Origin of the sequence: Hungatella hathewayi WAL-18680 (assembly GCF_000235505.1) — a bacterium.
Lineage (GTDB): Bacteria > Bacillota > Clostridia > Lachnospirales > Lachnospiraceae > Hungatella_A > Hungatella_A hathewayi_A.
Genome location: NZ_JH379027.1, coordinates 2900185 through 2925493, shown reverse-complemented (window position 1 = coordinate 2925493; position 25309 = coordinate 2900185). Strand labels below are relative to the sequence as shown.

The following is a 25309-nucleotide window of genomic DNA, read 5'->3' as shown; positions in this document are numbered from 1 at the left end:
CGGAAGGTGGACAAATGACGATAAATATTGATTATGAAGCAGAAAAAAAACTGGATATCCCTTACGAGAAGATTATCACGGAGATTGTGGAGGACGCCCTGGATTACGAAAACTGCCCCTACGAGGCGGAGGTCAACGTGGTGCTGACGGACAATGAGGAAATCCGCCAGATGAATCTGGAGGCCAGAAACATTGACGCCGCCACGGACGTGCTGTCCTTCCCCATGATAGATTACGAGATTGCCTCGGACTTCGAGCATGTGGAGGAGTCGGCGGAGGATTATTTTAACCTGGAGACAGGGGAACTGATGCTTGGGGATATCATGATATCCGTGGACAAAGTGGAGGAGCAGGCGGAGAAGTACGGCCATTCCATGTCCAGAGAACTGGCATTTCTGGTGGCTCACAGCATGCTGCATCTGTGCGGCTACGACCACATGGTGGAGGAAGAGCGGCTGGAGATGGAGCAGAAGCAGAATGAGATTCTGGAGCGCAGGGGGTATCGGCGATGAGGAAGGGAAAGACAGCAGTTATAGTTCTGCTTGCTGTTCTTACCTTAAGCGGATGCAAGAGTAAGTATCAGCAGGTGGATGTCCCGGAAGCGCCCACACTGCCGGAGGGAACCAGGGTGGAACTCACCACGGCGGCCGTCGAGACAGAGGAAGAGACGGTGGAGGAACCGGTGGAGCGCATCGAGGTGGACGGGAAGATACGAAGCTACTTAACCGGGGAGATGGTGGACGTGGCCAAGGCCAACCGCCGCCCTGTGGCCGTGATGATGAGCAACGACAAGGAAGCCAGGCCTCAGTACGGCATCAACCGGGCCGGTGTAGTCTACGAGGCGCCTGCCGAGGGCGGGATGAACCGGTTTATGGCAATCATCGAGGATTACGACGACTTGGAGCGGATCGGCTCCGTGAGAAGCTGCCGGACTTACTATACATACTTTGCAAGGGAATTTGACGCGGTGTATGCCCACTATGGACAGAGTACCTTTGCCAAACCATATCTGAGCAATGTAGACAATATCAACGGCCTGGACGGCATCGGAACCACGGCCTATTACCGCTCGAAGGACAAGAAATCGCCCCACAACGCCTACACCAGCGGAAGCCGGCTGCGGGCATCCATTGAGAAGCTGGGGTACCGGGACGACTATGCGGATTCCTACCGGGGACATTATCTGTTTGCCACCGGAAACGAGGAGATTGTGCGGGAAAATTCCCTGGAGGCCTACAAGGTCTATCCGGGCTACAATATGAATCAGCCCTATTTTTCCTACAATGAGGAGGACAGGCTGTATTACCGTTACCAGTACGGCGCCGCCCACAGCGGGGACGAGGGGCAGATTGCGGTGAAAAATATTATCTTCCAGTACTGTCCGGTGGGCCACTATGCCACCACGGATTATCTGGACATCAATGTCCACGCCGACGAGTACGGGTATTATATCACCGATGGGCGTGCCATCCCCGTATCATGGAAGAAGGATGGGGAGTTTGGCGTCACCCATTACTATGACACAGAAAATAATGAAATCGTGCTGAACAAGGGCAAGACCTGGGTGTGCATCATACCTACCAGCGATTTCAAAAAGACGGAGATATATGGAAAAGACAACAGTTAGACGAAGCAGAAGGAAATCGGAACAACCGCAGAGAACCGGGACGCCCGGGAAACCGGCCGGCAGTAAAAAAGGCTCCAACTTTATTGTCCAGGGAAGTATCCTGGCGGTGGCCGGCATTATTGTCCGGCTGATTGGCATGCTCTACCGGATTCCTCTTGCCAACAAGATAGGGGATGACGGTAACGGGTACTACAACGCGGCCTACTCCATCTACTCCATTTTGTTAATCATGTCCTCATACAGTCTGCCGGTGGCGGTGTCCAAGATGGTTTCCGCCAGGCTGGCGAAAAACCAGTTCCGCAATTCCGTCCGCATCCTGTACGCGGCATTATTCTATGCCACCATAGCCGGTGCGCTGGGCTTTGCGGCGCTGTGGTTCGGGGCGGATTATTTTGCCACGGTTGTGATTAAGATGCCGTTCTCGGCCTATGCCCTGCGGGCGCTGGCGCCGACCATCTGGGTGATGGCTTATCTGGGAGTGCTGAGAGGCTATTTCCAGGGGCATTCCACCATGATACCGACGGCGGTGTCCCAGATCTTTGAGCAGATTGTCAATGCTATCATCAGTATTGTGGCGGCGGTGGCTCTCTTTGATATCGGCGTGAAGTCCAATCTGGTGTACGGGTCGGACCAGTATGCCTACGCCTTTGGCGCGGCGGGCGGCGCTATCGGTACCGGAGCCGGCGCTGTGGCGGCCCTGCTGTTTTTCCTGCTGCTGACTATGGGGTACCGGCCTACCATGAAGAGCCGGGCGAAGAGGGATCGAAGCGGGCATGTGGAGAGCTACGGGGCTATTTCCAGGGCGCTGTTTCTCACCATTGCGCCGATTATCCTGAGCAGTATGATTTACAACATCAGTACGGTGGTGGACAACAGCATTTTCGGCAACGTGATGACGGATTTGAAGCAGGGGGAGCGGATTGCCTCCGACTGGGGCGTCTGGGGAAAATACCACCTGCTGTTTAATATTCCGGTGGCGATTGCCAACTCCCTGTCCTCCTCCCTGATTCCAAGCCTTTCCCGGGCGGTGGCGGAGAAAAACCGGAAGCAGGTATTGTCGCGGGTGGCCAGCGCCATCCGGTTTGCCATGATTATCTCCATCCCGTCGGCGGTGGGACTGACCGTGCTGGCCTATCCGATTTCGAACCTGCTGTTCCCAGGTGTGAACAGCGCGATGCTGACGAAGATGACCATGGTTGGCTCTGTGGCGGTGGTGTTCTTCTCCCTGTCGACGGTGACCAACGCGGTGCTTCAGGGGATCAACCGGATGAGAGTTCCCATTATGAACTCAGCCATTGCTTTGGTGATTCATGTGGGGATATTATATGGACTTTTATATGGAATGAAGAGCGGGATTTACGGCGTGGTCTATGCCAATATTCTGTTTGCATTGATTGTGTGTATTTTGAATGGATTATCCATTGGACGGGCCCTCCGGTACCGTCAGGAGGTGCTGAAAACATTTTTGATTCCCACGGTGGCTTCCGGGATTATGGGAGCGGCGGCTTACGGCGTGTACCAGCTGATTTTCCGGGCCACCGGCACGGCGCTTCGGGGACGGTTAGGAACTATCGTATGTCTGATGCCGGCCATTCTGGTGGCGGTGCTGGTGTACTTTGTGCTGCTGGTAAAGCTGCGCGGGGTTGATGAGGATGAGATGAGAGGAATGCCGGGAGGCACAAAGCTGATTGGGGCGGCCAGGAAGCTGCATCTGATGTAAGCGGGGCGCTGCCTGGTGGTGGATTGGCGGTCAGGAATGAATTTGTGATTAAAAACAGGAGATAAGCAGATACTATACCTGTAAGGAGGGATAATTCCCATGAAAAAGTATGGTATCTGCTTATTATTGGTTATCGTGACCAGCATTGCCTGTTTCTTTGCAGGATACTGGGTGACAAAACAGAATATCCGGGTAGAGCCTGCCATTCCCAACACCACCTACGAGACGGAGACCGTGACGGAGAACCGCCAGGTGATGAATCAGGAGAAGGTGGAACCGGTCATAGAGACGGAGAAATATTATCTGGTGTCAGAGACAGGATTCCTTCTGGTATTCTGCGAGGATAAGAGTACAATATGTTTATACACCCACGTTCCCATCACGGATTTTCCGGAGAAGGAGCAGGACAGGCTGAGGGAGGGAATCTGGTTTACTTCCATGATGGATATTTATAATTATCTGGAATCCTATACCAGCTAACTTCCAGAGGAAGGTCTGCCGGGACGTGGGGCGATGAAATGTCACGCAACGTGGACAGGGGAGGATATATGAAACGAACAGTCATTGTCATCGGGGGCGGAGCGTCCGGCATGATGGCGGCCATCCATGCCGCCAGGGCGGGCGCCAGCGTCACCATATTGGAGCATACGGACAGAGTTGGAAAGAAAATTCTGTCTACCGGCAATGGAAAATGTAATATGACAAATCTTTACCAGTCAGAGGAGTGTTACCGGAGCAGGAATAGGCAGTTTCCGTTCCGGGTGATTGAAAAGTATCCGGTGATAGATACACTGGAATTTTTTGAGGGACTGGGGATATTGGTTAAGAATAAAAACGGATATATCTATCCCAACTCGGAGCAGGCGTCCTCGGTGCTGGATGTGCTGCGGATGGAGGTGGAGCGGTTAGGGATTCGGGTGGTCTGCGGCTGCCAAGTGTCGGAGATCCGGGTGGAAAACGGTCATGGTTTTGCGGTGAAGACGTCCTGCGGCGTGTTTGACGGGGAACGTCTGATACTGGCCACGGGCTCCAAGGCGGCTCCTGGGACCGGCTCGGATGGAAGCGGGTATGAGCTGGCCAGGAGCCTGGGGCATACGGTGATAACGCCGCTGCCTGCGCTGGTACAGCTGCGGTGTCAGGAGAAGCATTATAAGCAGCTGGCCGGCATCCGCACGGAAGCCAGACTGACTCTGTATGTGAATGGGAAGGAGACGGACGTCCAGACGGGAGAACTTCAGCTGACGGACTACGGCATTTCCGGAATCCCCACATTTCAGTTGAGCCGGTATGCAGCGATCGCATTATATGAAGCATTATTTGAGAAGCGGAAGGTGACGGTTCGGATTGATTTTCTGCCACAGCAGACTGTGAAGGAAACGAAAACTTATCTGGAATCCCGGAGACGAAGGATGGGGGAGAAGACCGCGGAGGAGTGGATGACGGGACTGTTGAATAAAAAGCTGTCAGGCGTCCTTTTGAAGCTGGCCGGCATTTCCCTGGGGGAGCGGATGGCTGATGTGGATAACCGGCGGTGGTCGGCGCTGCTGAAACAGATCAAGGAATATGAGACGGTTGTGACGGCCTCCAATCCTTACGAGAATGCCCAGATATGCTGTGGCGGTGTGGACACCAGGGAGGTTTGGCCGGACACGTTGGAGTCCAGACTGGTTCCCGGTCTGTATCTGGTGGGAGAACTGCTGGATGTGGACGGCATCTGCGGCGGCTACAATCTGCAGTGGGCGTGGTCCAGCGGTGCTCTGGCGGGAATGGACGCGGCGGGAGGACGAAAGCGGTATGAGAAAGGTCCGGAAATGACGCCACACCGCCCCCAAAGGCAGGGAAAAAGCCGGGAGCGTCACAGAAAAAGCCGGGAGTGACACAGAAAAAAACAGGAAGAGGAAAATCATGATTCGTATTAACCAGTTAAAATTATCCATTCATCATAAACCGGAGGACTTAACCAGGAAGGCGGCCAAGCTGCTGCGCATCCGGCCGGAGGACATCCGCAGTCTACATATCGTGAAGCAGTCCGTGGATGCCAGGAAGAAGGAGGAACTGCTCTTTATCTACACCGTGGATGTGGAGACAGGCCAGGAAGAGAATCTGGTCAGGAAAGCGAAAAATGTGAATATCGCCCTGGTGAAGGAGCGCCCTTACCAGTTCCCGTCTGGCGGGGAAAAGCGGCTTGCCCACCCGCCGGTGATTGTGGGAAGCGGCCCCGCCGGTCTGTTCTGCGGTCTGATGCTTGCCGAGGCGGGCTATCGCCCGATTCTGCTGGAACGTGGAATGGATGTGGATGTCCGTGTCAGGAAGGTTGCTGAATTCTGGGAGCACGGTGTGCTGGATACGAACTGCAATGTCCAGTTCGGGGAAGGCGGCGCCGGAACATTTTCGGATGGGAAGTTAAATACGCTGGTGAAAGACCCGATGAAGCGGAATCAGAAGGTGCTGGAGATTCTGGTGGAGCACGGTGCGGACCCGGCTATTCTGTATCTTCAAAAACCCCATATCGGAACCGATGTGCTGAGCCAGGTGGTGAAGAACATACGGGAACATATCATCGCCCTGGGCGGGCAGGTGCGGTTTGGGAGCCAGGTGACGGATATCCTGACAGATGGCCGCACCATCACCGGCGTTGTCATCAATGGAACGGAGCGTCTGGAGACGGACGCCCTGATTCTCGCCATCGGCCACAGCGCGCGGGACACCTTTGAGATGCTTTTAGAGCGCCAGGTCCCCATGCAGCAGAAGTCCTTTGCCATCGGCCTGCGGATTCAGCATCCCCAGAAGATGATCACCCAGTCCCAGTATGGAACCGGCGATACGGATATCTTAGGTCCGGCGTCCTACAAGCTGACAAAGCAGACCAGCTCCGGCCGCGGCGTCTACTCCTTCTGCATGTGTCCCGGCGGCTATGTGGTGGATGCGTCCTCCGAGCCCGGCCGGCTGGCCGTCAATGGCATGAGCAACCACGACAGAGGCGGCGAAAATGCCAACAGCGCCCTGATTGTCACCGTAACCCCGGAGGATTTCGGCAGCGATTCCCCGCTGGCCGGAGTGGCCTACCAGCGAAAGCTGGAGGAACTGGCCTACCGGTACGGAGAAGGACATATCCCGGTTCAGTTGTATGGTGATTTCAAGATGGGAAAACCATCCGTAGAATTTGGCGCGGTCAACCCGGAATTCAAGGGCCGCTATCAGTTTGCCAATTTGAGAGAAATGCTTCCCGCCTACATGTCGGAAGCCCTCCTGGAAGGCATCGACAGCTTCGGCCACATCATCCGCGGTTTCGACCGCTCGGACAGCATTCTGGCAGGAATCGAAAGCCGGACCTCCTCCCCGGTGAGAATCAACCGGGGGAGCGACTTTGAGAGTGAGATAAAGGGTCTCTTCCCCTGTGGCGAAGGCGCCGGCTATGCAGGCGGCATCACCTCAGCGGCCATGGACGGCATCAAGGTGGCGGAAGAAATCGCCGGAAGATATCACCCGTAATCAAGTACCACCGTCGTCAAAATTCAGACTAGCTGGTTAAAGCAGTATGAAACTTGATTTTCCGATAACATTTCCAGAGAATCACTGCCGGCATGCTAAACAGCAGATAGAGCGTACTGATACCGCCAATCACCGCATAGACTGCAAAAATGAAAAGTGAAAAAATTTGCATGATAAGCTCCTTTCCGTACCTTTTTTATACCTTCATTTTAATCAGAATCCTCAAAATTGAAAGAGTTTTGGGGATTCTTTCACGTTATTTTAACAGGAAAATCTGCGTGGGAAATTCGCCCGATAAAATTGACGAAAACTTAAAAATGGTGTAGGATAGAAAAGATAAAGAGAAAAAGGCTGGAGGAAGCTATGGGTACCCTGGAACGGCAGAAACTGAAGGATAAAGAGAGAGTTGTCATAAAAATCGGTTCATCTTCCCTGACCCACCCGCATTCGGGTGATATCAACCTGCAAAAGATTGAGAAGCTGGTGCGGATTATCAGCGATTTGAAGGGGGAGGGAAAGGACGTGGTCCTGGTGTCCTCAGGCGCGATTGCCGCCGGACGACAGGCGCTTCATCACCCCAAGCCGACGAGTCTGGCCCAGAAGCAGGCATTTGCCGCCATCGGGCAGGCCAGGCTGATGATGGTGTACCAAAAGCTGTTTGCCGAGTACAACCAGCACGCGGCCCAGATTCTCATGACAAAAGATACCATGATCAATGATTCCTCCCGCTACAACGCCCAGAACACCTTTGACGAGCTGTTGAAGCTGGGAGTCGTCCCTATCGTCAATGAAAACGACACCGTTTCCACGTCAGAGATTCCCTATGTGGATAACTTCGGCGACAACGACCGGCTGTCGGCCATCGTGGCGGCCTTGATTGGGGCGGATTTGCTGATTCTGTTGTCGGACATCGACGGACTCTACACCGACGACCCGAGAAAGAACCAGGATGCCCGGTTTATCAGCGTGGTTCCGGAGATTACGCCGGAATTTTTGTCCATGGGCAAGGAGACCTCCGGCAGTGACGTGGGCACCGGCGGCATGGCGGCCAAACTGGCGGCGGCCAGAATCGCCACGGACAGCGGCTCCGACATGGTGATTGCCAACGGGGAGGACGTGGGCGTCATCTACCAGATTATGGCGGGGGAGGAAAAGGGAACCCTGTTCATGGCCCACGATAATCTTGATTTTGATTTGATGCACTATATTTACAACGAGTACTAGGATAACCAATAACGGATAGAAAGTGAAATGACAATGGAGCAGAGTAAAATCGACAGAATCAACACACTGTACCACAAATCCCAGTCCGTGGGACTGACGGAGGAGGAGAAGAAGGAGCAAGCGGACCTCAGAACTGAGTATATCACCGCCATCCGCAACAACATGCGGGCCAACTTAAACAATATCTCCATCCAGGAAAAGGACGGCAGTGTGACGGATTTAGGGAAAAAGTTTGGAAATATCAAAGAGGTATAGCAGGCACAGGGAGGTATCGGTATGAAGCTGACAGAAATCGGAAGCAATGCAAAAGAAACAGCCGCCATGTTAAACACCCTTGGACCCCTTCAGAAGAACCAGGGCTTACAGGCTGTGGCCAAATCCCTTCTGGACGGAGAACAGGAGATACTGGACGCCAATGAACAGGATGTGGCAAAGGCCGTGGCTGACGGCATGTCCCCGGGTCTGGTGGACCGGCTGAAGCTGACCCCGGCGCGGGTGAAGGCCATGGCGGATGGACTGCTTCAGGTGGTGGCCTTAGATGACCCGGTGGGGGAGGTACTCTCCATGAAGAACCGGCCAAACGGCCTTGTCATCGGCCAGAAGCGGGTACCCATCGGCGTGATTGGCATTATCTATGAGGCCCGCCCCAATGTGACGGCGGACGCCTTCGGACTGTGCTTCAAAACCGGCAATGCCGTGATTTTAAAAGGCGGCAGTGACGCGCTTCAATCAAACCTTGCCATCGTGTCCCGGATTCAGAAGGGACTTACCTCCGTGGGACTTCCGGCCAACGCGGTCCAGCTGATTGAGGACACCAACCGGGAGACGACGAGAGAACTGATGCGGATGAACGATTACGTGGACGTCCTGATACCAAGAGGTGGCGCCGGGTTAATCAAGACGGTGGTGGAAAACAGCACCATCCCGGTCATCGAGACGGGAACCGGCAACTGCCACATTTTTGTGGATGAGTCCGCGGATTTTGATATGGCTCTCGATATTATTTACAATGCCAAAACCCAGAGAATCGGGGTCTGCAACGCCTGCGAGTCCCTGGTGGTGCACCGGGCCATCGCGAAGGAGTTTCTGCCGCTGCTAAAGAAACGGCTGGATGAAAAAGAGGTGGAAATCCGGGGCGACGAGGAGTCCTGCGCCCTCGTGGAAGGTCTTGTGCCGGCCACGGAGGAGGACTGGGGACGGGAATATCTGGATTACATCCTGTCCTTAAAGCTGGTGGATTCCATCGAGGAGGCCATCCACCACATCAACCACTACAACACGGGCCATTCCGAGGCCATTATCACCTCGGATTACAATCACGCCCAGAAGTTTTTAAATGAGATTGACGCCGCGGCCGTCTATGTCAATGCATCCACCCGGTTTACCGACGGGGAGGAATTTGGATTCGGCGCGGAAATCGGCATCAGCACCCAGAAGCTTCACGCAAGAGGACCCATGGGACTGAAGGAACTGACCAGCACCAAATACATTATTTATGGAAGCGGACAGGTGCGGCCATAGGAAGGCGGGAGCCATGATGAGAAAAAGAACCGGGCTGGCCGTCGTGCTGCTGTTGTGTCTGTCCCTCTGGGGCTGTCAGAAGACCGGGGAAATGCCGGAGACAGAAGCTAATCAAAGGCCGGACGGCACCGTTTTCATGATGACGGCCACCGACTTACACTATCTCTCCCCAAAGCTGACCGATTACGGCGAGGCGTTCACCAAAATGATGGCCCGGGGCGACGGGAAAATGTCGGATTACGCCTCCCAGCTGACGGATGCTTTTCTGTGGAAGGTAACGGCGGAGAAACCGGATGTGCTGATTCTCAGCGGCGATTTGGCGTTTAACGGGGAGAAGCAGAGTCATGTTGATTTGGCGGAGAAGCTGGCGGCTGTCAGAGCCCAGGGAATACCGGTGGCGGTGCTGCCGGGAAACCATGATGTCCAGTATCCCTTCTCCTTTCGGTACGAGGGGAGCGACATTTACCGGACAGCCAACGTTTCCCCGGAGGAATTTACGGAGATTTACCAGGACATGGGATATGCCCAGGCGCTTTCCAGGGATGAACACTCGCTCAGCTATGTGTTTCCCGTCTCCGAAGATGTCCGGCTGTTGATGCTGGATGTCAACGCCGTGGAAAAGCAGGGCAATGTTCCGGAGGAGACGCTTTCGTGGGTGGAGCAGCAACTGGCCCAGGCGGAGCGGGACGGGGTTACCGTCATCGGTGTGAGCCACCAGAACCTTATGGTACATAATGATCTGTTCATCAGAGGCTACCGGATTGGCAACTATAACCGGGTATTGGAATTATTTGCAAAGTACGGGGTGAACCTGAATTTGAGCGGTCACATCCATATTCAGCATATTGCCAGAGACACGGACTATTGCGAGGCGGCAACCGGCTCTCTGGCTGTCTATCCCCACCTGTATGGTGTGGTGGATATCACAAAGCAGGGAGACATTGCCTACCGGGCCGAGGAGACGGATGTTACCGGATGGGCGAAGGCAAACGGTGTGGAGACGCCGGAGCTTCTTGATTTTAAAACGCTCTCGGCGAAGCGTTTTGAGGACAGCAACAGCGGGAAAATCCTGGAGGAACTGGAATACTTAGATGTCACCGACAGCCAGAGAAAAGCCATGGGCGAACTGGTCGTCACCATGAACCGCCTGTATTTCTCCGGCCATCTCTGGGAGGAGAAGGAGCGGATCAGGGAACAGGAAGCCTGGAAGCTGCTGGAGGCCCAGGGGGAGGAACTCTTCCTGAACGAATATTTGAACAGCCTGATGGATGGAGGCACATCGCCAGCCAATGAGCTGTTGATTCCAGGAAAAAAAGAACAATAAACAGATAGAGGTAAACATAAAAATGAATCAGAAAGCAGGTTATACAGATACACTTCCAACCTATGAAGCGGCATGTCAGGCGGCCCCGGCAGAGGAGCCGGAGCGCCAGCTCTATTTTATGGAACTTTGCAGGGCCTGGGTGGAAGAAAAGAAACAGACGGAGGAAGGATTTCAGGGCACCTTTCACATCCAGACCTTCGGGTGCCAGATGAATTCCCGTGACTCGGAGAAGCTGACCGGCATTCTGGAGACCATCGGATACCGGGAGACGGACGAGGAGCATGCGGATTTCGTCCTCTACAACACCTGCACCGTGCGGGAAAATGCCAACCAGCGCGTCTACGGGCGTCTGGGCTACTTAGGAACCATGAAAAAGAAGAATCCCCACATGATGATTGCTCTCTGCGGCTGTATGATGCAGGAGCCGGAGGTGGTGGAGAAGATAAAGAAGAGTTACCGCTTTGTGGATCTGGTCTTCGGCACCCACAACATTTTCAAGCTGGCGGAGCTGCTCTACCAGAGATTCGGCGAGCAGAAGCTGGTGGTGGATGTCTGGGAAGGCACGGAGGATATCGTGGAGGATCTGCCAAACGACAGGAAATTCTCCTTTAAATCCGGGGTCAACATCATGTTTGGCTGTAACAATTTCTGCAGCTACTGTATCGTTCCCTACGTGAGAGGGCGGGAGCGGAGCCGGAACCCGGAGGACATCTTAAACGAGATTAAACGTCTGGTGGCCGACGGCGTGGTGGAAGTCATGCTGTTGGGACAAAATGTGAATTCCTACGGGAAAACGCTGGAGACGCCCATCACCTTTGCGGAGCTGCTGCGGCAGGTGGAGGAGATTGAGGGGCTGGAGCGCATCCGTTTCATGACCTCCCATCCCAAGGATTTGTCCGACGAGCTGATTGAGGTGATGAAACAGTCAAAGAAAATCTGCAATCACCTGCATCTGCCCCTTCAGTCGGGCAGCACTAAGGTGCTTAAAGAGATGAACCGGAGATATACCAAGGAGCAGTTTTTAGCCCTGGCGGAGAAGATTCAGACGGCGATGCCCGGCATTTCCCTGACCACGGATATCATCGTGGGATTTCCGGGGGAGACGGAGGAAGACTTCCAGGATACCATGGACGTGGTGAGAAAGGTGCGGTTTGACAGCGCGTTTACCTTTATCTACTCCAAGCGGACGGGGACTCCGGCGGCTTCCATGGAGAACCAGGTGCCGGAGGATGTGGTGAAGGAGCGGTTCGACCGGCTGCTGGCTGAGGTGCAGAGCATTTCCGCGGAGCTGTCCGGGCGGGACGTACACACGATACAGCCGGTTTTAGTGGAAGGTCTGGACGACCATGTGGACGGACTTGTGACCGGACGGATGAGCAACAATACCGTCGTGCATTTTCCGGGGGATGCTTCCCTGGTGGGGAAAATTGTGGACGTGTATCTGGAGGAATCAAAAGGATTTTACTATATGGGCCATTTGGCTTAGAGAGACAGCAGGCCCCCGCCGGAGACAGGCGGGGGAATGGAAGAGAAGAGGAGAAAATCATGGCAGGATTATCACCCATGATGCAGCATTACGTAGAAACGAAGAAACAGTATCATGACTGCATTTTGTTTTACAGGTTAGGGGATTTTTATGAGATGTTCTTTGAGGATGCCATCACGGTGGCGAGAGAGCTGGAGATTACCCTGACGGGAAAGGAATGTGGGCTGGAGGAGCGCGCCCCCATGTGCGGCGTGCCCTATCACGCTGTGGACACCTATTTAAACCGGCTGGTGCAAAAGGGCTACAAAGTGGCCATAGCTGAACAGGTGGAGGACCCGAAATTAGCCAAGGGTCTAGTGAAACGGGAGGTCATCCGGGTGGTGACTCCGGGAACCATAACCAGTGCTCAGGCGCTCGACGAGACGAAGAACAATTATCTGATGGGGATAGTCTACCTGGGGGATATGTTCGGAGTGGCCGCCGCCGATATCAGCACTGGTGATTTTTTGGTGACGGAGGTGCAAAATGAGCGGGAGCTGTGGGACGAGGTGCACAAGTTTACGCCGTCGGAGATTATCTGCAACGAGGCATTTTATATGTCCGGCATTGATTTGGAGGAGTTAAAGATCAGGTACCATGTGACGATTTCGTCGCTTGACAACCATTTCTTCTCCGATGATTCCTGCCGGAGAATCTTAAGAGAGCATTACCGGGTGGGAAGTCTGGATGGTCTGGGACTGGCGGACTATGACTCGGGGGTGATTGCGGCAGGGGCCGTGATGCAGTATCTGTATGAGACCCAGAAGAGCACGCTGGAGCATATCACCACCATTTCCCCGTATACCACCGGGGAGTTTATGATTATTGACTTGTCCACCAGACGGAATCTGGAGCTGGTGGAGACCATGAGGGAGAAACAGAAGCGGGGAACTCTGTTGTGGGTGCTGGACAAGACGAAGACGGCCATGGGGGCCAGACTTCTGCGCACCTACATCGAGCAGCCGCTGGTACATAAAGCACAGATTCTGGAACGCCAGGAGGCTGTGGAGGAACTGAACAACAGCTACATCAACCGGGAGGAAATCTGTGAATATCTGAATCCTATCTACGATTTGGAGCGGTTGATTGGGCGGATCAGCTACAAGACAGCGAACCCCAGGGATTTGATTGCGTTCCGCAATTCCCTGGAAATGCTGCCCCATATCAAGAACCTGCTGGGAGAGTTTAGGAGCCCGCTGCTTGGGCGTCTCTATGAGGAGCTGGATACCCTGGAGGATGTGTACGATTTGATTTTCCGCTCCATCGAGGAGGAACCGCCGATTACCGTCCGGGACGGCGGCATTATCAAGGACGGGTACAGCGAGGAGGCGGACCGTCTGCGCCACGCCAAGACCGAGGGAAAGACCTGGCTGGCGGAGCTGGAAGCCAAGGAGCGGGAGAAGACCGGCATCAAGGGACTGAAGATTAAGTTTAACAAGGTGTTTGGCTATTATTTCGAGGTGACCAATTCCTTCAAGGAGATGGTGCCGGATTACTTTATTCGGAAGCAGACGCTGGCCAACGCGGAGCGGTATACCACCAGCGAACTCAAAGAGCTGGAGGAGATTATCATGGGAGCCGAGGACAAGCTGTTTTCCCTGGAATACAGTCTGTTCTGTGAGATTCGTGATTCCATCGGGGCGGAGGTGCTGCGGATTCAGAAGGCGGCCAAGGCCATCGCCGGAATTGATGTGTTTGCGTCCCTGTCGGTGGTTGCCACCAGGAACAACTATGTGAAGCCTTCCATCAATGAGAAGGGGGAAATCCATATCAAGAATGGCCGCCATCCGGTGGTAGAACTGATGCTGCGGGAGGATTTGTTCGTGGCAAACGATACCCTTCTGGACAACCAGAAGAACCGGGTGTCCATCATCACCGGGCCGAATATGGCCGGTAAATCGACCTATATGCGGCAGACGGCGCTGATTGTGCTGATGGCCCAGTTAGGCAGCTTTGTGCCGGCGGACGAGGCGGATATCGGACTCTGTGACAGAATCTTTACCCGTGTGGGCGCTTCCGATGATTTGGCCTCCGGCCAGAGTACCTTCATGGTGGAAATGACGGAGGTGGCCAATATTCTCCGCAATGCCACGAAGGACAGTCTGATTATTCTGGACGAGATTGGACGGGGAACCAGCACCTTTGACGGACTCAGCATCGCCTGGGCGGTGGTGGAGCATATCAGCAACACGAAGATTCTGGGGGCGAAGACGCTGTTTGCCACCCATTATCATGAACTGACGGAGCTGGAGGGCACCATGAGCGGGGTGACCAATTACTGCATCGCCGTGAAGGAGCAGGGGGACGATATAGTGTTCCTGCGAAAGATTATCAAGGGCGGGGCGGACAAGAGCTACGGCATCCAGGTGGCGAAGCTGGCCGGTGTGCCGGATACGGTCATTGAGCGTGCCAAGGAGCTGGTGGAGGAACTGAGCAGCGCCGATATCACGGTGCGTGCCAAGGAGATCGCCCAGCAGAGCGCCAATGTGGCCGCCAAGAAGACGGTCGCCAAGCCGGATGAGGTGGATATGCTTCAGATGTCCATCTTCGACACGGTGAAGAATGATGATATTATCAAGGAGATTGAGGATGTGGACATCAGCAATATGACGCCGTTTGAGGCCCTCACGTTCCTGAACCAGATACAGAGCAAGTTGAAGAACCGGTGGTAGATTTACAAAACTTGAACAGACAGAAAGGACGGGTGACAGAGCAGATGCCACGGATTACGGTATTGGATGAACATACAATCAACAAAATCGCGGCCGGTGAGGTGATAGAGCGCCCGGCCTCCGTCGTAAAAGAACTTCTGGAAAATGCCATCGATGCCCAGGCCACGGCAGTCACCGTGGAAATCCGGGACGGCGGGACTTCCCTGATCCGCGTCACCGACAACGGGTGCGGGATACCGAAGGACGAGGTGGGGCTGGCATTTCTGCCCCATGCCACCAGCAAGATTAAGTCGGTGGAGGATTTGTTTACGGTGGCGTCCCTGGGATTTCGGGGTGAGGCCCTTGCCAGCATTGCGGCGGTGGCCCAGGTAGAATTGATATCCAAGACGGCGGACGCCCTGACGGGAACCAGGTATCAGATTGAGGGTGGAAAAGAGAAATCCATCGAGGAGATTGGCGCGCCGGAGGGGACGACCTTTCTGGTGAGAAATCTGTTTTACAACACGCCGGCCAGGAAGAATTTTTTAAAGACCGCCCAGACGGAGGGGGCCTACGTGGCGGATTTGGTGGAGAAGATAGCCCTATCCCACCCGGATATCTCCATCCGTTTTATACAGAACAACCAGAATAAGCTGCACACTTCGGGCAATCATAACTTAAAGGACATTATCTACACGGTGTTTGGAAGGGAGATTGCGGCTAACCTGCTGCCGGTAGAGGTGAAGCAGGATATTCTGCAGATTCGGGGATTTGCAGGAAAGCCGGTGATTGCCAGAGGCAACCGGAATTATGAGAATTATTACATCAATGGGCGGTATATCAAGAGCAATGTGGTGGCGAAGGCCATCGAGGAAGCCTACAAGCCCTTTATGATGCAGCACAAATATCCGTTTACATTACTTCATCTGACCATTGAGCCGGAGTATCTGGACGTGAACGTGCATCCGACGAAGATGGAGCTGCGGTTTCGGGAGGGGGAGCGCATCTACCGGATGATTTACCAGGCGGTCAGCGATGCCCTGGCTCACAAGGAGCTGATTCCTGAGGTGAGTCTGGATGAAAAAAAGGAAGAGAAGAAGGCGGCGGCCAGTCTTTTGAAGGCGCCGCGGCCTGAGCCCTTTGAGACCAGACGGAGGAATGAGGTGGAGCGGCCTGCGGCCGGCTCCAAGCGGCTGATTCCGGCCGAAGGCCGGGGCTTCGGCCAGGCGGCCGGGGAGTTGAAGTTTGGCGGTGAGACAGCGCCCGCGCCGGGAAGAGAAGAGGAGAAGCCGGAGAACGTATACCGGACAAAACCGGCCTTTGATTTCCTGGGAGAGCTGGGAGCGGCCGGAACGGAAGACAGGAGCAGATACACGGCAGCGCCAAGGACAGAGACGGAGACACAAAACGGCGGGAGAAACGGGGAAGAACGTGTTTCTCCATGGACAGGCAGAACCGTCAGTGGAACGGCAGTGCCGAATGCCAACATGGCAGAGCAGGGAGCCGGAGATGCGCAGCCGAATCTTCGTTCTGCCAATCCTGGCATCGCTTTGGATAACCAGCTGGAACAGGGCACTTCATCGCCCCAGCCGCCTTCCGCGGAGCCTGTGAATGAGGCATCCGCTTCAGACAATCCGACCGAGCCAATCATCGAACCGAAACCGGAGCAGATGGACTTATTCGGCGAGAAACTGCTGGAGCCCAAAAGCCGGGAGAAGCACAAGCTGATCGGCCAGCTGTTTGACACCTACTGGCTGGTGGAATTCAACGAGCAGTTATTCATCATCGACCAGCACGCGGCCCACGAGAAGGTCCTGTACGAGAAGACCATCAAGTCTTTAAAGGAGCGTGACTACACCTCCCAGATGATTAACCCGCCCATCATCCTGACCCTCAGCATGAACGAGGAAATTCTGCTGAAAAAGCATTTAGACTATTTCACCGGCATCGGTTTCGAGATAGAACATTTCGGCGGCAGGGAATACGCGGTCCGCGCCGTGCCTGGCAACTTATTCTCCATCGCGAAGAAGGAACTTCTCATGGAAATGATTGACGGTTTATCCGACGACATCGCCAGCCACAACCCGGACATCATCTTCGAGAAGGTGGCGTCCATGTCCTGCAAGGCCGCGGTCAAGGGCAACAACCGCTTATCCGTCATGGAGGCCAATGAGCTGATTGACCAGCTGCTGGATTTGGAGAACCCATACGCCTGCCCACACGGCAGACCCACCATCATTTCCATGACCAAATATGAACTGGAAAAGAAATTCAAGAGGATTGTATAAGTGATGAAACCACCCATGATTATACTGACGGGCCCCACAGCCGTGGGGAAGACCGCCACGTCCATCCAGCTGGCGAAGGCCATCGGCGGCGAAATCATCAGCGCCGACTCCATGCAGGTATACCGCCACATGGACATCGGCTCCGCCAAAATCACAAGAGAAGAAATGGACGGAGTTCCTCATCACCTGATTGATGTGCTGGAACCCTGGGAAGACTTCAATGTAACCGTCTTTAAACGTATGGCGAAGGAGGCCATGGACGGCATCCTCTCCCGTGGAAATATTCCCATCGTGACCGGCGGCACCGGCTTCTACATCCAGGCCCTGCTTTACGACATTGATTTCACGGAGCACACCGGGGACGGAGCCATCCGCACGGAGCTGGAACAGTTAGCGGAGGACAAGGGCGCCGCCTATCTTCACCAGATCCTGACGGAGATAGACCCGGAGTCCGGCCTGGAGATTCACGCCAATAATATCAAACGTGTCATCCGGGCCATCGAGTACTACCGCCAGACCGGGGAACCCATATCCCTGCACAACCGCCGGGAGCGGGAAAAAGAATCACCCTACAATTTCCTGTATTATGTGGTAAATACGGAGCGGAGCATCCTCTACGAGCGCATCGAGCGCCGCATCGACATGATGATGGCGGACGGTCTGGTGGAGGAGGTTCAGGCGTTGAAGGACATGGGCTGTACCAGAAATCTGGTATCCATGCAGGGCCTGGGATACAAAGAAATCCTGGACTATTTAAACGGGGAATGCACCCTGGAGGAAGCCGTATACATTCTGAAGCGGGATACCAGGCATTTTGCCAAACGGCAGATCACCTGGTTTAAGCGGGAGCGGGACGTGAGATGGCTGAATCTGCCCGATTACGACAACGACACGGCCAGAGTGACGGCAAAGATTGTGGCGGATGCAAAAGAAAAATGTTTAATTGGAGAATCGATATTATGATGGATATGACAGCAATGTATGAACAGTTTGGCATCAGCAGAAACGTGCTGGATTTTGGGCGGGAGATCGAGGAGCAGCTGCAGTCCCGGTTTCAGGAGATAGATAGGACGGCCGAGTATAACCAGATGAAGGTGTTGAAGGCCATGCAGGACAACCGGGTCAGCGATGTCCATTTTGCGGCAACCACCGGCTACGGCTACAACGATTTGGGCCGGGATACCCTGGAGGGGGTGTACGCCAGCGCCTTTCACGGCGAGAGCGCCCTGGTGCGTCCCCAGTTAATCAGCGGAACCCATGCCCTCCATGTGGCATTGTCCGGCAACTTGAGACCGGGAGACGAACTGCTGTCCCCGGCCGGAAAGCCCTATGACACGCTGGAGGAGGTTATCGGCATCCGCGATTCCGTCGGCTCCTTAAAAGAGTACGGCGTGGTTTACCGCCAGGTGGACTTACTTCCCGACGGAACCTTTGACTATGACAATATCGCCAAGGCCATCAACGAAAAGACCAAGCTGGTCACCATCCAGCGCTCCAAGGGCTATGACACGAGACCTACGTTCTCCGTCACCCAGATTGGGGAACTGATTGCCTTTGTGAAAAAGATAAAACCGGAGGTTATCTGCATGGTGGATAACTGCTACGGAGAATTTGTGGAGACCATCGAGCCAACGGACGTGGGAGCGGACATGATAGTCGGCTCTCTCATCAAGAATCCCGGCGGCGGCCTGGCCCCCATCGGCGGCTATATCGTGGGCCGGAAGGACTGCGTCGACAGAGCGTCCTACCGCCTCAGCGCTCCGGGACTTGGCAAGGAGGTGGGCGCCAGCCTGGGACTCAACCAGTCCTTCTTCCAGGGACTGTTCCTGTCCCCAACGGTGGTGGCCGGAGCCCTGAAAGGTGCCATCTTCGCGGCCAATGTCTACGAAAAATTAGGCTTTGCCGTGGTTCCGGATAGCACCGAATCCCGCCACGACATCATCCAGGCCGTGACCTTCGGAACCCCGGAGGGCGTCATCGCCTTCTGCCAGGGTATCCAGGCGGCGGCCCCGGTGGACAGCTATGTAAGCCCGGAGCCGTGGGACATGCCGGGATACGACGCCCCGGTCATAATGGCGGCCGGCGCCTTCGTCCAGGGCTCCTCCATTGAGCTCAGCGCCGACGGCCCCATCAAGCCCCCATACGCCGTGTATTTCCAGGGCGGACTTACCTGGTATCATGCGAAACTGGGGATTTTGATGTCCCTTCAGAAGCTGGTGGACGCAAATATTATACTTTTATAAATTATCTATACAGACGGGACAACTTATGGTAAACTTATGTTGTTCCGTTTGCGGGATATCATCTGATTCGTATCTGGAGAGTTGCGTATCAGGAGGATTATGAGTCATATTACCATGAGGGACATCCCTCAAAACGACAGACCCTACGAGAAATGTCTCGCCATGGGTCCGGACAATCTAAGTGATGCGGAGCTTCTGGCCGTCATCATCCGCACGGGAAGCCGTGACAGTAATTCGCTGGCACTGGCGGAGCAGATACTGACCTTAAACTATCCGGAGGACGGCCTGACGGGTTTACTTCACCTGTCCTTACAGGAGTTAATGCAGGTCCACGGGATAGGCAGGGTGAAGGCGATTCAGCTGCTGTGCATCGGGGAATTGTCCAGGCGTATCTGGAAGAAGGAAGCGGTGAGAAATATCACGGTTTTCGACGACCCCAACGCCATTGCCAACTATTTTATGGAAGACATGCGTCATATGGAGCAGGAGCAGCTCCATGTGATGTTTTTAAATACGAAAAATGTACTGATAAAGGATATGCTCCTGGCCAAGGGAACCGTGAACGCCACCGTGGCGTCCCCCAGGGAAATCTTCATCGAGGCGCTACGCCATCACGCGGTGAACATTATCCTGGTTCACAACCATCCCAGCGGCGACCCGACGCCCAGTCAGGACGATTTTAACCTGACCAGACGGGTGAAAGAGGCGGGGGACTTGATTGGCATCCGCCTGATGGACCACGTCGTCATAGGAGACAATGCTTACTGCAGTTTCAGAAAAGAAGGAATGTTATAGATGGAATCAAAACAGAATCGATATATCTTAATAGGATTAACTATCATCTGCGTCGTTTTAATCGTGGTCACCTCCATCACCGACAGCTGGCTGGCGCCGCTGCGGACCGGAGTGGGGGTACGTACTTATTCCCATCCAGTCCGGTGTCAACCGGGTTGGCTCCGTCATCTATGACGAGCTGGTGGATTTCAGTCAATTAAAGACGGCCCTGGAAGAAAACGCCGCGCTGAAACAGGAAGTAAGCGAGCTGACAGAGACCAACAACCGTCTCATGTCACAGCAGTTTGAGCTGGAGCGTCTGCGCCAGCTCTACGAACTTGACCAGAATTATCTCCAGTATGAGAAGGTGGCGGCCAGAGTCATCGCCAACGACACGGGAGACTGGTTCCAGGTATTCCGTATCAACAAGGGTTCTGCCGACGGCATCGAGGTGGGCAACAACGTGATGGCCGGTGGCGGTCTGGTGGGAATTGTCACGGATACCGGCGCCAATTACGCCACGGTCCGTTCCATTATTGACGATTCCAGCCGGGTCAGCGCCATGGCCATGCAGTCGGGAGACACCTGTCTGGTAGGGGGCGATTTGACGCTCTACAAAGAGGGACGGCTCCGCATTTCCAATATCAAGAAGAATGCCGACGTGAAAGAGGGAGACCGGATTGTCACCTCCAACATCAGTTCCGCATTTCTTCCGGGTATTTTGATCGGCTATGCCACGGACATCACGGTGGACAGCAACCAGCTGACCAGTTCCGGGTATCTGATTCCGGTGGCGGAGTTTGACAGTCTTCAGGAAGTACTGATTATCACCCAGGTGAAGCAGACCGGGGACACGACGGGAGAGTAGAATGAAACGGGCACTGATTAATCTGGCTTTGATGATAACGGCATTTACCATACAAAACTCCATCTTCCCGCTGCTGCCGTTTCTGTCGGCGGCTCCGAACCTGCTTCTGATTCTGACGTTTTCCTTTGGTTTCATGGAAGGAAAGCGGGCGGGGATGGTCTACGGTGTGGTGGCCGGGCTTCTGCTTGACTTGTTTTACAGCGGGCCCTTTGGCTTCTACACCCTGTTTTATGTCTATGTGGGCTATATCAACGGCATCTGCACGAAATATTACTATGAGGACTACATCACCCTGCCGTTGATTCTGTGCTTCTTCAACGAGCTGGCCTACAATCTGTATGTGTATATTTTCCGCTTCCTGATCCGGGGGCGGCTGAACTTTTTGTACTATTTCCGGGAACTGATGATTCCGGAGATTATCTTTACCGTGGTTACCACATTGTTCGTATACCGTCTGCTGCTTCGCATCAGCAGATGGCTGCACGAGATGGAGAAGAGGAGAGACACCAACATTGTTTAGAGACTTAATTGAAATCACTCAGGAATTCTTCAAGAAAATCCTGTCTTCCCGTCTATTTGCGCTGGGGGTTATCTTCCTGTGCATGTTTGCCGCCCTGGTGGGCAAATTATTTGATTTACAGATTATTCACGGGGAGGAGACACTGAATAAATACATCCAGATGACCCTGCGCACCGTCTACACCCCAGGTACCAGAGGCAATATTCTGGACAGAAACGGCAAGGTGCTGGCTTACAACGAGCTGGCTTACTCCGTCACCATCCAGGATGTGGGCGCCTACAAGAACAACGCCCAGCGAAATGCTATGCTGCTTCGCCTTGTCAATATTCTGGACAAACACGGCGAGACCGTGGAGGGCAAATTCGAGGTGGGTATCGACCAGAACGGGGATATGATGTTTACCAGCTCGTCGGAGGCGGCGAAAAAAAGGTTTCTCAGAGACTTTTACGGCCTGACCTCCACCAACAAGCTGGACGACGCCCAGGGGAAATACCCCTCCAATATCACGGCCAGAGAGGTGTTTGAGGAAAAAGTATCCGGAAAAACCGGCTATGATTTGGATAAGATGAAGGATGAGAAGGGCAACCCTATCGTCCTGGACGATGAGACCCTGTTAAAATTAATCAACATCCGCTACACCATGTCCTTCACGGAGTACCAGAAGTATGAGACCACCACCGTGGCCTCCAACATCAGTGACGAGACTATGGCGGATATTTCCGAACACATGGCGGATTTGCAGGGCGTGAATATTGAGGAGTCCACCATCCGCATCTACAACGACAGCGTTTACTTCGCGCCGATTATCGGCTACACCGGCAAGGTTCAGGAGGACCAGCTGGATGAACTGCAAAAACACGACGAGAATTACCGCCTCACCGACGTGGTGGGACGTATCGGTATTGAGAGCTCCATGGAATATGAACTCCAGGGCAAAAAAGGCGTCAAAAACATGTATGTCGACAACAAGGGCCGGATTCTGAAGGTGGAGGATGATGCCACGGAGCCGGTGGCCGGCAACGATATCTCCCTGACCATTGACTGGGAGCTGCAGGTGGGAATTTACAATATCATCGAGCAGCAGCTGGCCGGTATTCTGACCAACAAGCTGGTGAACCGGGAAGTGACGGAGGCGGAGAATAAGGACTCCAGTAAGAAGCTGATTCCGGTGAAGGACGCCTACTTCCAGCTGGTGAACAACAACGTGCTGTCCCTGAAGGATATGGCGGATGAGGACGCCTCGGAGATAGAAAAATCCATCCACAGCAAGTTTTTATCTGCCAGGGGGCAGATACTGTCGGATATTCGAAACCAGCTTCAGAGTGAGAATCCCACGCCGATGAATGAGCTGCCGGAGGATATGAAGGCTTACATGCAGTATCTTTATACCTATCTGTCCAACCCCAACGTGGCTGTAATTCTGGTAGATGAGATTGATTCCACCAACCCGGATGCCCAGGCATTCAAGAATGGAACCTCCAGTCTGAGGGAATTCCTCTACGCGGGAATCGCCAACAGCTGGATTGACACCACGAAACTGAATATTTCCAGCAAGTACTCCAACGCCGACGACAGCTTTCAGGCTGTGGTGGATTATGTGATGGAACGGCTGCTGGACAACACGGAATTTTCCAAGAAGATATACCGCTATCTGGTGAACCAGGAGGTGGTGACGGGGCGGGAACTCTGCCTGGCGCTCTATGCCCAGGGCGTGCTTCCCTACGATGAGCAGCAGGTGAGAATGCTGACGGAAAACGGCAATAACTATGCGTTCAGCTTCCTGATAGACCGGATATCCAACCTGGATATCACACCGGCCCAGCTGGCCCTGGACCCATGTACGGCCGGAGCCACCGTGGTGGATGTGAAGACCGGCGAGGTGCTGGCCCTAGTCACCTACCCAAGCTATGACAACAACCTGCTGTCCGGAACCGTGGACGCGGCCTATTACAACCGGTTGAACGAAGATTTGTCCCTGCCTCTTTACAACAACGCCACCCAGGTGTTGAAGGCGCCGGGGTCCACGTTCAAGCCGATTATGGCTGTCGCGGCGCTGGAGGAGGGGGCTATCAGCACCACCGATACCATCAACTGTACCGGTGAGTACGACGAGATTTTCCCGCCTATCAAGTGCTGGATTCATCCGGGCCGTCATGGGGAGTTGAACCTTATGGGCGCGATTCAGAACTCCTGTAACTTTTTCTTCGCGGATGTGGCGCATCAGCTGTCCACCGATGAAAACGGGGTGTACTCCACCGAGCGGGGCGTCAACATTATCCGGAAGTATGCCACCATGTTCGGACTGGACCACACCTCCGGCATCGAGATATCGGAGAATGCGCCGTCTCTGACCACGGAGGCTCCGGAGCGTTCCGCCATGGGACAGGGCAACAACTCCTACACCAACGTGCAGCTGGCTCGCTACGTGACGGCGATTGCCAACCGGGGTGATGTGTTTGAACTGAGCCTGATCAACAAGATCAGCAGCTCCGACGGAACGCTGGTTAAGGGGTATACCCCCAACATCTCCAACCATATCGATGTGGCGGACAGCACCTGGAATGTGGTGCAGGACGGCATGAGGGCCGTGGTAAAGGATGGTTCCGCCAAAGCGATTTTCAAGGATTTGGAGGTGGATATCGCCGGTAAGACGGGTACGGCGCAGGAGAATACCAGAGCCAACCATGGGTTCTTTATCTCCTACGGGCCATATACCGACCCGGAGATTAGTGTGACGGTCAATATTCCCTATGGCTACACCGCGTCCAACGCGGCTACCATTGCCAAGAATATTTACCGGCTCTATTATAAATATACCGACCTGGATTATATTCTGAACACCGGCGCGCTGGATGCCTCCGATGTTGTGATCAGGGATTAGGGATAGAATGATGAAGAAGAGAAGGTGATGTATCATGTCAAGTACCGTAGTAATCAAAAGCAACAAATCAGGTATGTCCGTGTTTCTGGACCCCAATATTCCATTGGAGCAATTGCTTGAGGATGTTGCCCGAAAATTCAGGGAGAGCGCCAAATTCTGGGGCTCGGTACAGATGACGTTGACGCTGGAGGGCCGGGATTTGACCCCGGAGGAGGAATTTCAGATTGTCAATGTAATTACAGAACATTCACAGATAGAAGTCCTGTGTCTGCTTGATAAGGATGCCAACCGGATAAAAGAGTGCGAAAAAGCGCTGAATGAGAAACTGATGGAGCTTTCCTCCACCACGGGCCAGTTCTTCCGCGGGAATCTGCGGGAGGGGGAGTCGCTGGAGTCGGAGAGCAGTATTGTGATTATTGGAGATGTGGGAAAGGGCGCCAAGGTGACCGCCAAGGGAAATGTGATTGTTCTCGGCCACCTGATGGGCTCCGTCACCGCCGGCGTGGCCGGCAACGAGGATGCCGTGATTGTGGCCTTCGAGATGGCGCCCACCCAGCTGCGAATCGCGGACTACGCCGGCAAGTCCCAGCCGAAAAGCAAGAAACTTGGCAGGGGACCTATGATGGCTTGTGTCGAAAATAGTAGTATTTG

At 54.2% G+C, this 25309-nt stretch carries 20 protein-coding genes and 1 pseudogene; 20 read left to right on the top strand and 1 reads right to left on the bottom strand.

Annotated features, from left to right (window positions below; all coding sequences use genetic code 11):
* The first annotated feature begins 14 nt into the window (after nt 1-14).
* From ybeY to HMPREF9473_RS13085, 6 genes are all read left to right on the top strand, one after another.
* On the top strand, nt 15-512 hold the full coding sequence (gene ybeY, locus HMPREF9473_RS13110) for an rRNA maturation RNase YbeY (protein ID WP_006780606.1): 498 nt from the start codon (nt 15-17) through the stop codon (nt 510-512).
* Nucleotides 509-1627 carry a DUF3048 domain-containing protein gene (locus HMPREF9473_RS13105; RefSeq protein ID WP_006780605.1) on the top strand — a complete coding sequence of 373 codons (1119 nt, stop codon included), beginning with the start codon at nt 509-511 and terminating at the stop codon, nt 1625-1627. The genes ybeY and HMPREF9473_RS13105 overlap by 4 nt, the downstream gene beginning before the upstream one ends.
* Nucleotides 1608-3347: a putative polysaccharide biosynthesis protein gene (locus HMPREF9473_RS13100; RefSeq protein ID WP_006780604.1), complete on the top strand. Its 1740-nt coding sequence runs from the start codon at nt 1608-1610 to the stop codon at nt 3345-3347. Before HMPREF9473_RS13105 ends, HMPREF9473_RS13100 begins: the two co-directional genes overlap by 20 nt.
* 99 nt (nt 3348-3446) lie before the next feature.
* On the top strand, nt 3447-3827 hold the full coding sequence (locus HMPREF9473_RS13095; RefSeq protein ID WP_006780603.1) for a hypothetical protein: 381 nt from the start codon (nt 3447-3449) through the stop codon (nt 3825-3827).
* A gap of 68 nt (nt 3828-3895) precedes the next feature.
* Nucleotides 3896-5224, top strand: coding sequence for an NAD(P)/FAD-dependent oxidoreductase (locus tag HMPREF9473_RS13090; RefSeq protein ID WP_006780602.1), 1329 nt, complete (start codon nt 3896-3898; stop codon nt 5222-5224).
* Between the two features lie 28 nt (nt 5225-5252).
* On the top strand, nt 5253-6839 hold the full coding sequence (locus HMPREF9473_RS13085; RefSeq protein ID WP_006780601.1) for an NAD(P)/FAD-dependent oxidoreductase: 1587 nt from the start codon (nt 5253-5255) through the stop codon (nt 6837-6839).
* Between the two features lie 28 nt (nt 6840-6867).
* Here the strand turns inward: HMPREF9473_RS13085 and HMPREF9473_RS27730 are convergent, their stop codons facing one another.
* Entirely contained in the window at nt 6868-7011 is a 144-nt protein-coding gene (locus HMPREF9473_RS27730) for a hypothetical protein (protein ID WP_006780600.1), read from the bottom strand.
* 191 nt (nt 7012-7202) lie between these two features.
* Between HMPREF9473_RS27730 and proB the strand changes: the two genes are divergently transcribed.
* The 14 genes and pseudogenes from proB to HMPREF9473_RS13015 form a co-directional block, all read left to right on the top strand.
* Nucleotides 7203-8063, top strand: coding sequence for a glutamate 5-kinase (proB, locus tag HMPREF9473_RS13080; protein ID WP_006780599.1), 861 nt, complete (start codon nt 7203-7205; stop codon nt 8061-8063).
* 33 nt (nt 8064-8096) lie between these two features.
* Nucleotides 8097-8318, top strand: coding sequence for a DUF896 domain-containing protein (locus tag HMPREF9473_RS13075; protein WP_034858394.1), 222 nt, complete (start codon nt 8097-8099; stop codon nt 8316-8318).
* A 21-nt stretch (nt 8319-8339) separates the two neighbouring features.
* Nucleotides 8340-9584 (top strand): glutamate-5-semialdehyde dehydrogenase, encoded by a 1245-nt coding sequence (locus tag HMPREF9473_RS13070; RefSeq protein ID WP_006780597.1) that lies wholly within the window; start codon nt 8340-8342, stop codon nt 9582-9584.
* Nucleotides 9585-9597: 13 nt separating this feature from the next.
* Nucleotides 9598-10908: a metallophosphoesterase gene (locus tag HMPREF9473_RS13065; RefSeq protein ID WP_050810037.1), complete on the top strand. Its 1311-nt coding sequence runs from the start codon at nt 9598-9600 to the stop codon at nt 10906-10908.
* Nucleotides 10909-10930: 22 nt separating this feature from the next.
* Nucleotides 10931-12394 carry a tRNA (N6-isopentenyl adenosine(37)-C2)-methylthiotransferase MiaB gene (gene miaB, locus HMPREF9473_RS13060; protein ID WP_006780595.1) on the top strand — a complete coding sequence of 488 codons (1464 nt, stop codon included), beginning with the start codon at nt 10931-10933 and terminating at the stop codon, nt 12392-12394.
* A gap of 59 nt (nt 12395-12453) precedes the next feature.
* The gene (gene mutS, locus HMPREF9473_RS13055; RefSeq protein ID WP_006780594.1) at nt 12454-15105 is read left to right on the top strand and encodes a DNA mismatch repair protein MutS; all 2652 of its coding nucleotides are present in this window, start codon (nt 12454-12456) and stop codon (nt 15103-15105) included.
* A gap of 44 nt (nt 15106-15149) precedes the next feature.
* The gene (gene mutL / locus HMPREF9473_RS13050; protein WP_006780593.1) at nt 15150-17372 is read left to right on the top strand and encodes a DNA mismatch repair endonuclease MutL; all 2223 of its coding nucleotides are present in this window, start codon (nt 15150-15152) and stop codon (nt 17370-17372) included.
* 3 nt (nt 17373-17375) lie between these two features.
* Nucleotides 17376-18335, top strand: a complete 960-nt coding sequence (miaA, locus tag HMPREF9473_RS13045) for a tRNA (adenosine(37)-N6)-dimethylallyltransferase MiaA (RefSeq protein WP_006780592.1) — start codon at nt 17376-17378, stop codon at nt 18333-18335.
* Nucleotides 18335-19615 carry an aminotransferase class I/II-fold pyridoxal phosphate-dependent enzyme gene (locus HMPREF9473_RS13040; RefSeq protein ID WP_034859287.1) on the top strand — a complete coding sequence of 427 codons (1281 nt, stop codon included), beginning with the start codon at nt 18335-18337 and terminating at the stop codon, nt 19613-19615. Before miaA ends, HMPREF9473_RS13040 begins: the two co-directional genes overlap by 1 nt.
* Before the next feature lie 99 nt (nt 19616-19714).
* Complete coding sequence (radC, locus tag HMPREF9473_RS13035) at nt 19715-20410, top strand: RadC family protein (RefSeq protein ID WP_006780590.1); 696 nt, start codon at nt 19715-19717, stop codon at nt 20408-20410.
* A pseudogene (gene mreC, locus HMPREF9473_RS13030) lies at nt 20411-21257 on the top strand (rod shape-determining protein MreC).
* A 1-nt stretch (nt 21258) separates the two neighbouring features.
* Nucleotides 21259-21777, top strand: a complete 519-nt coding sequence (gene mreD / locus HMPREF9473_RS13025) for a rod shape-determining protein MreD (protein WP_006780587.1) — start codon at nt 21259-21261, stop codon at nt 21775-21777.
* On the top strand, nt 21770-24658 hold the full coding sequence (locus tag HMPREF9473_RS13020; RefSeq protein WP_006780586.1) for a penicillin-binding transpeptidase domain-containing protein: 2889 nt from the start codon (nt 21770-21772) through the stop codon (nt 24656-24658). The genes mreD and HMPREF9473_RS13020 overlap by 8 nt, the downstream gene beginning before the upstream one ends.
* 34 nt (nt 24659-24692) lie before the next feature.
* Nucleotides 24693-25309 (top strand): septum site-determining protein MinC (locus tag HMPREF9473_RS13015; RefSeq protein WP_006780585.1); only part of this gene is annotated, 617 nt, incomplete at its 3' end.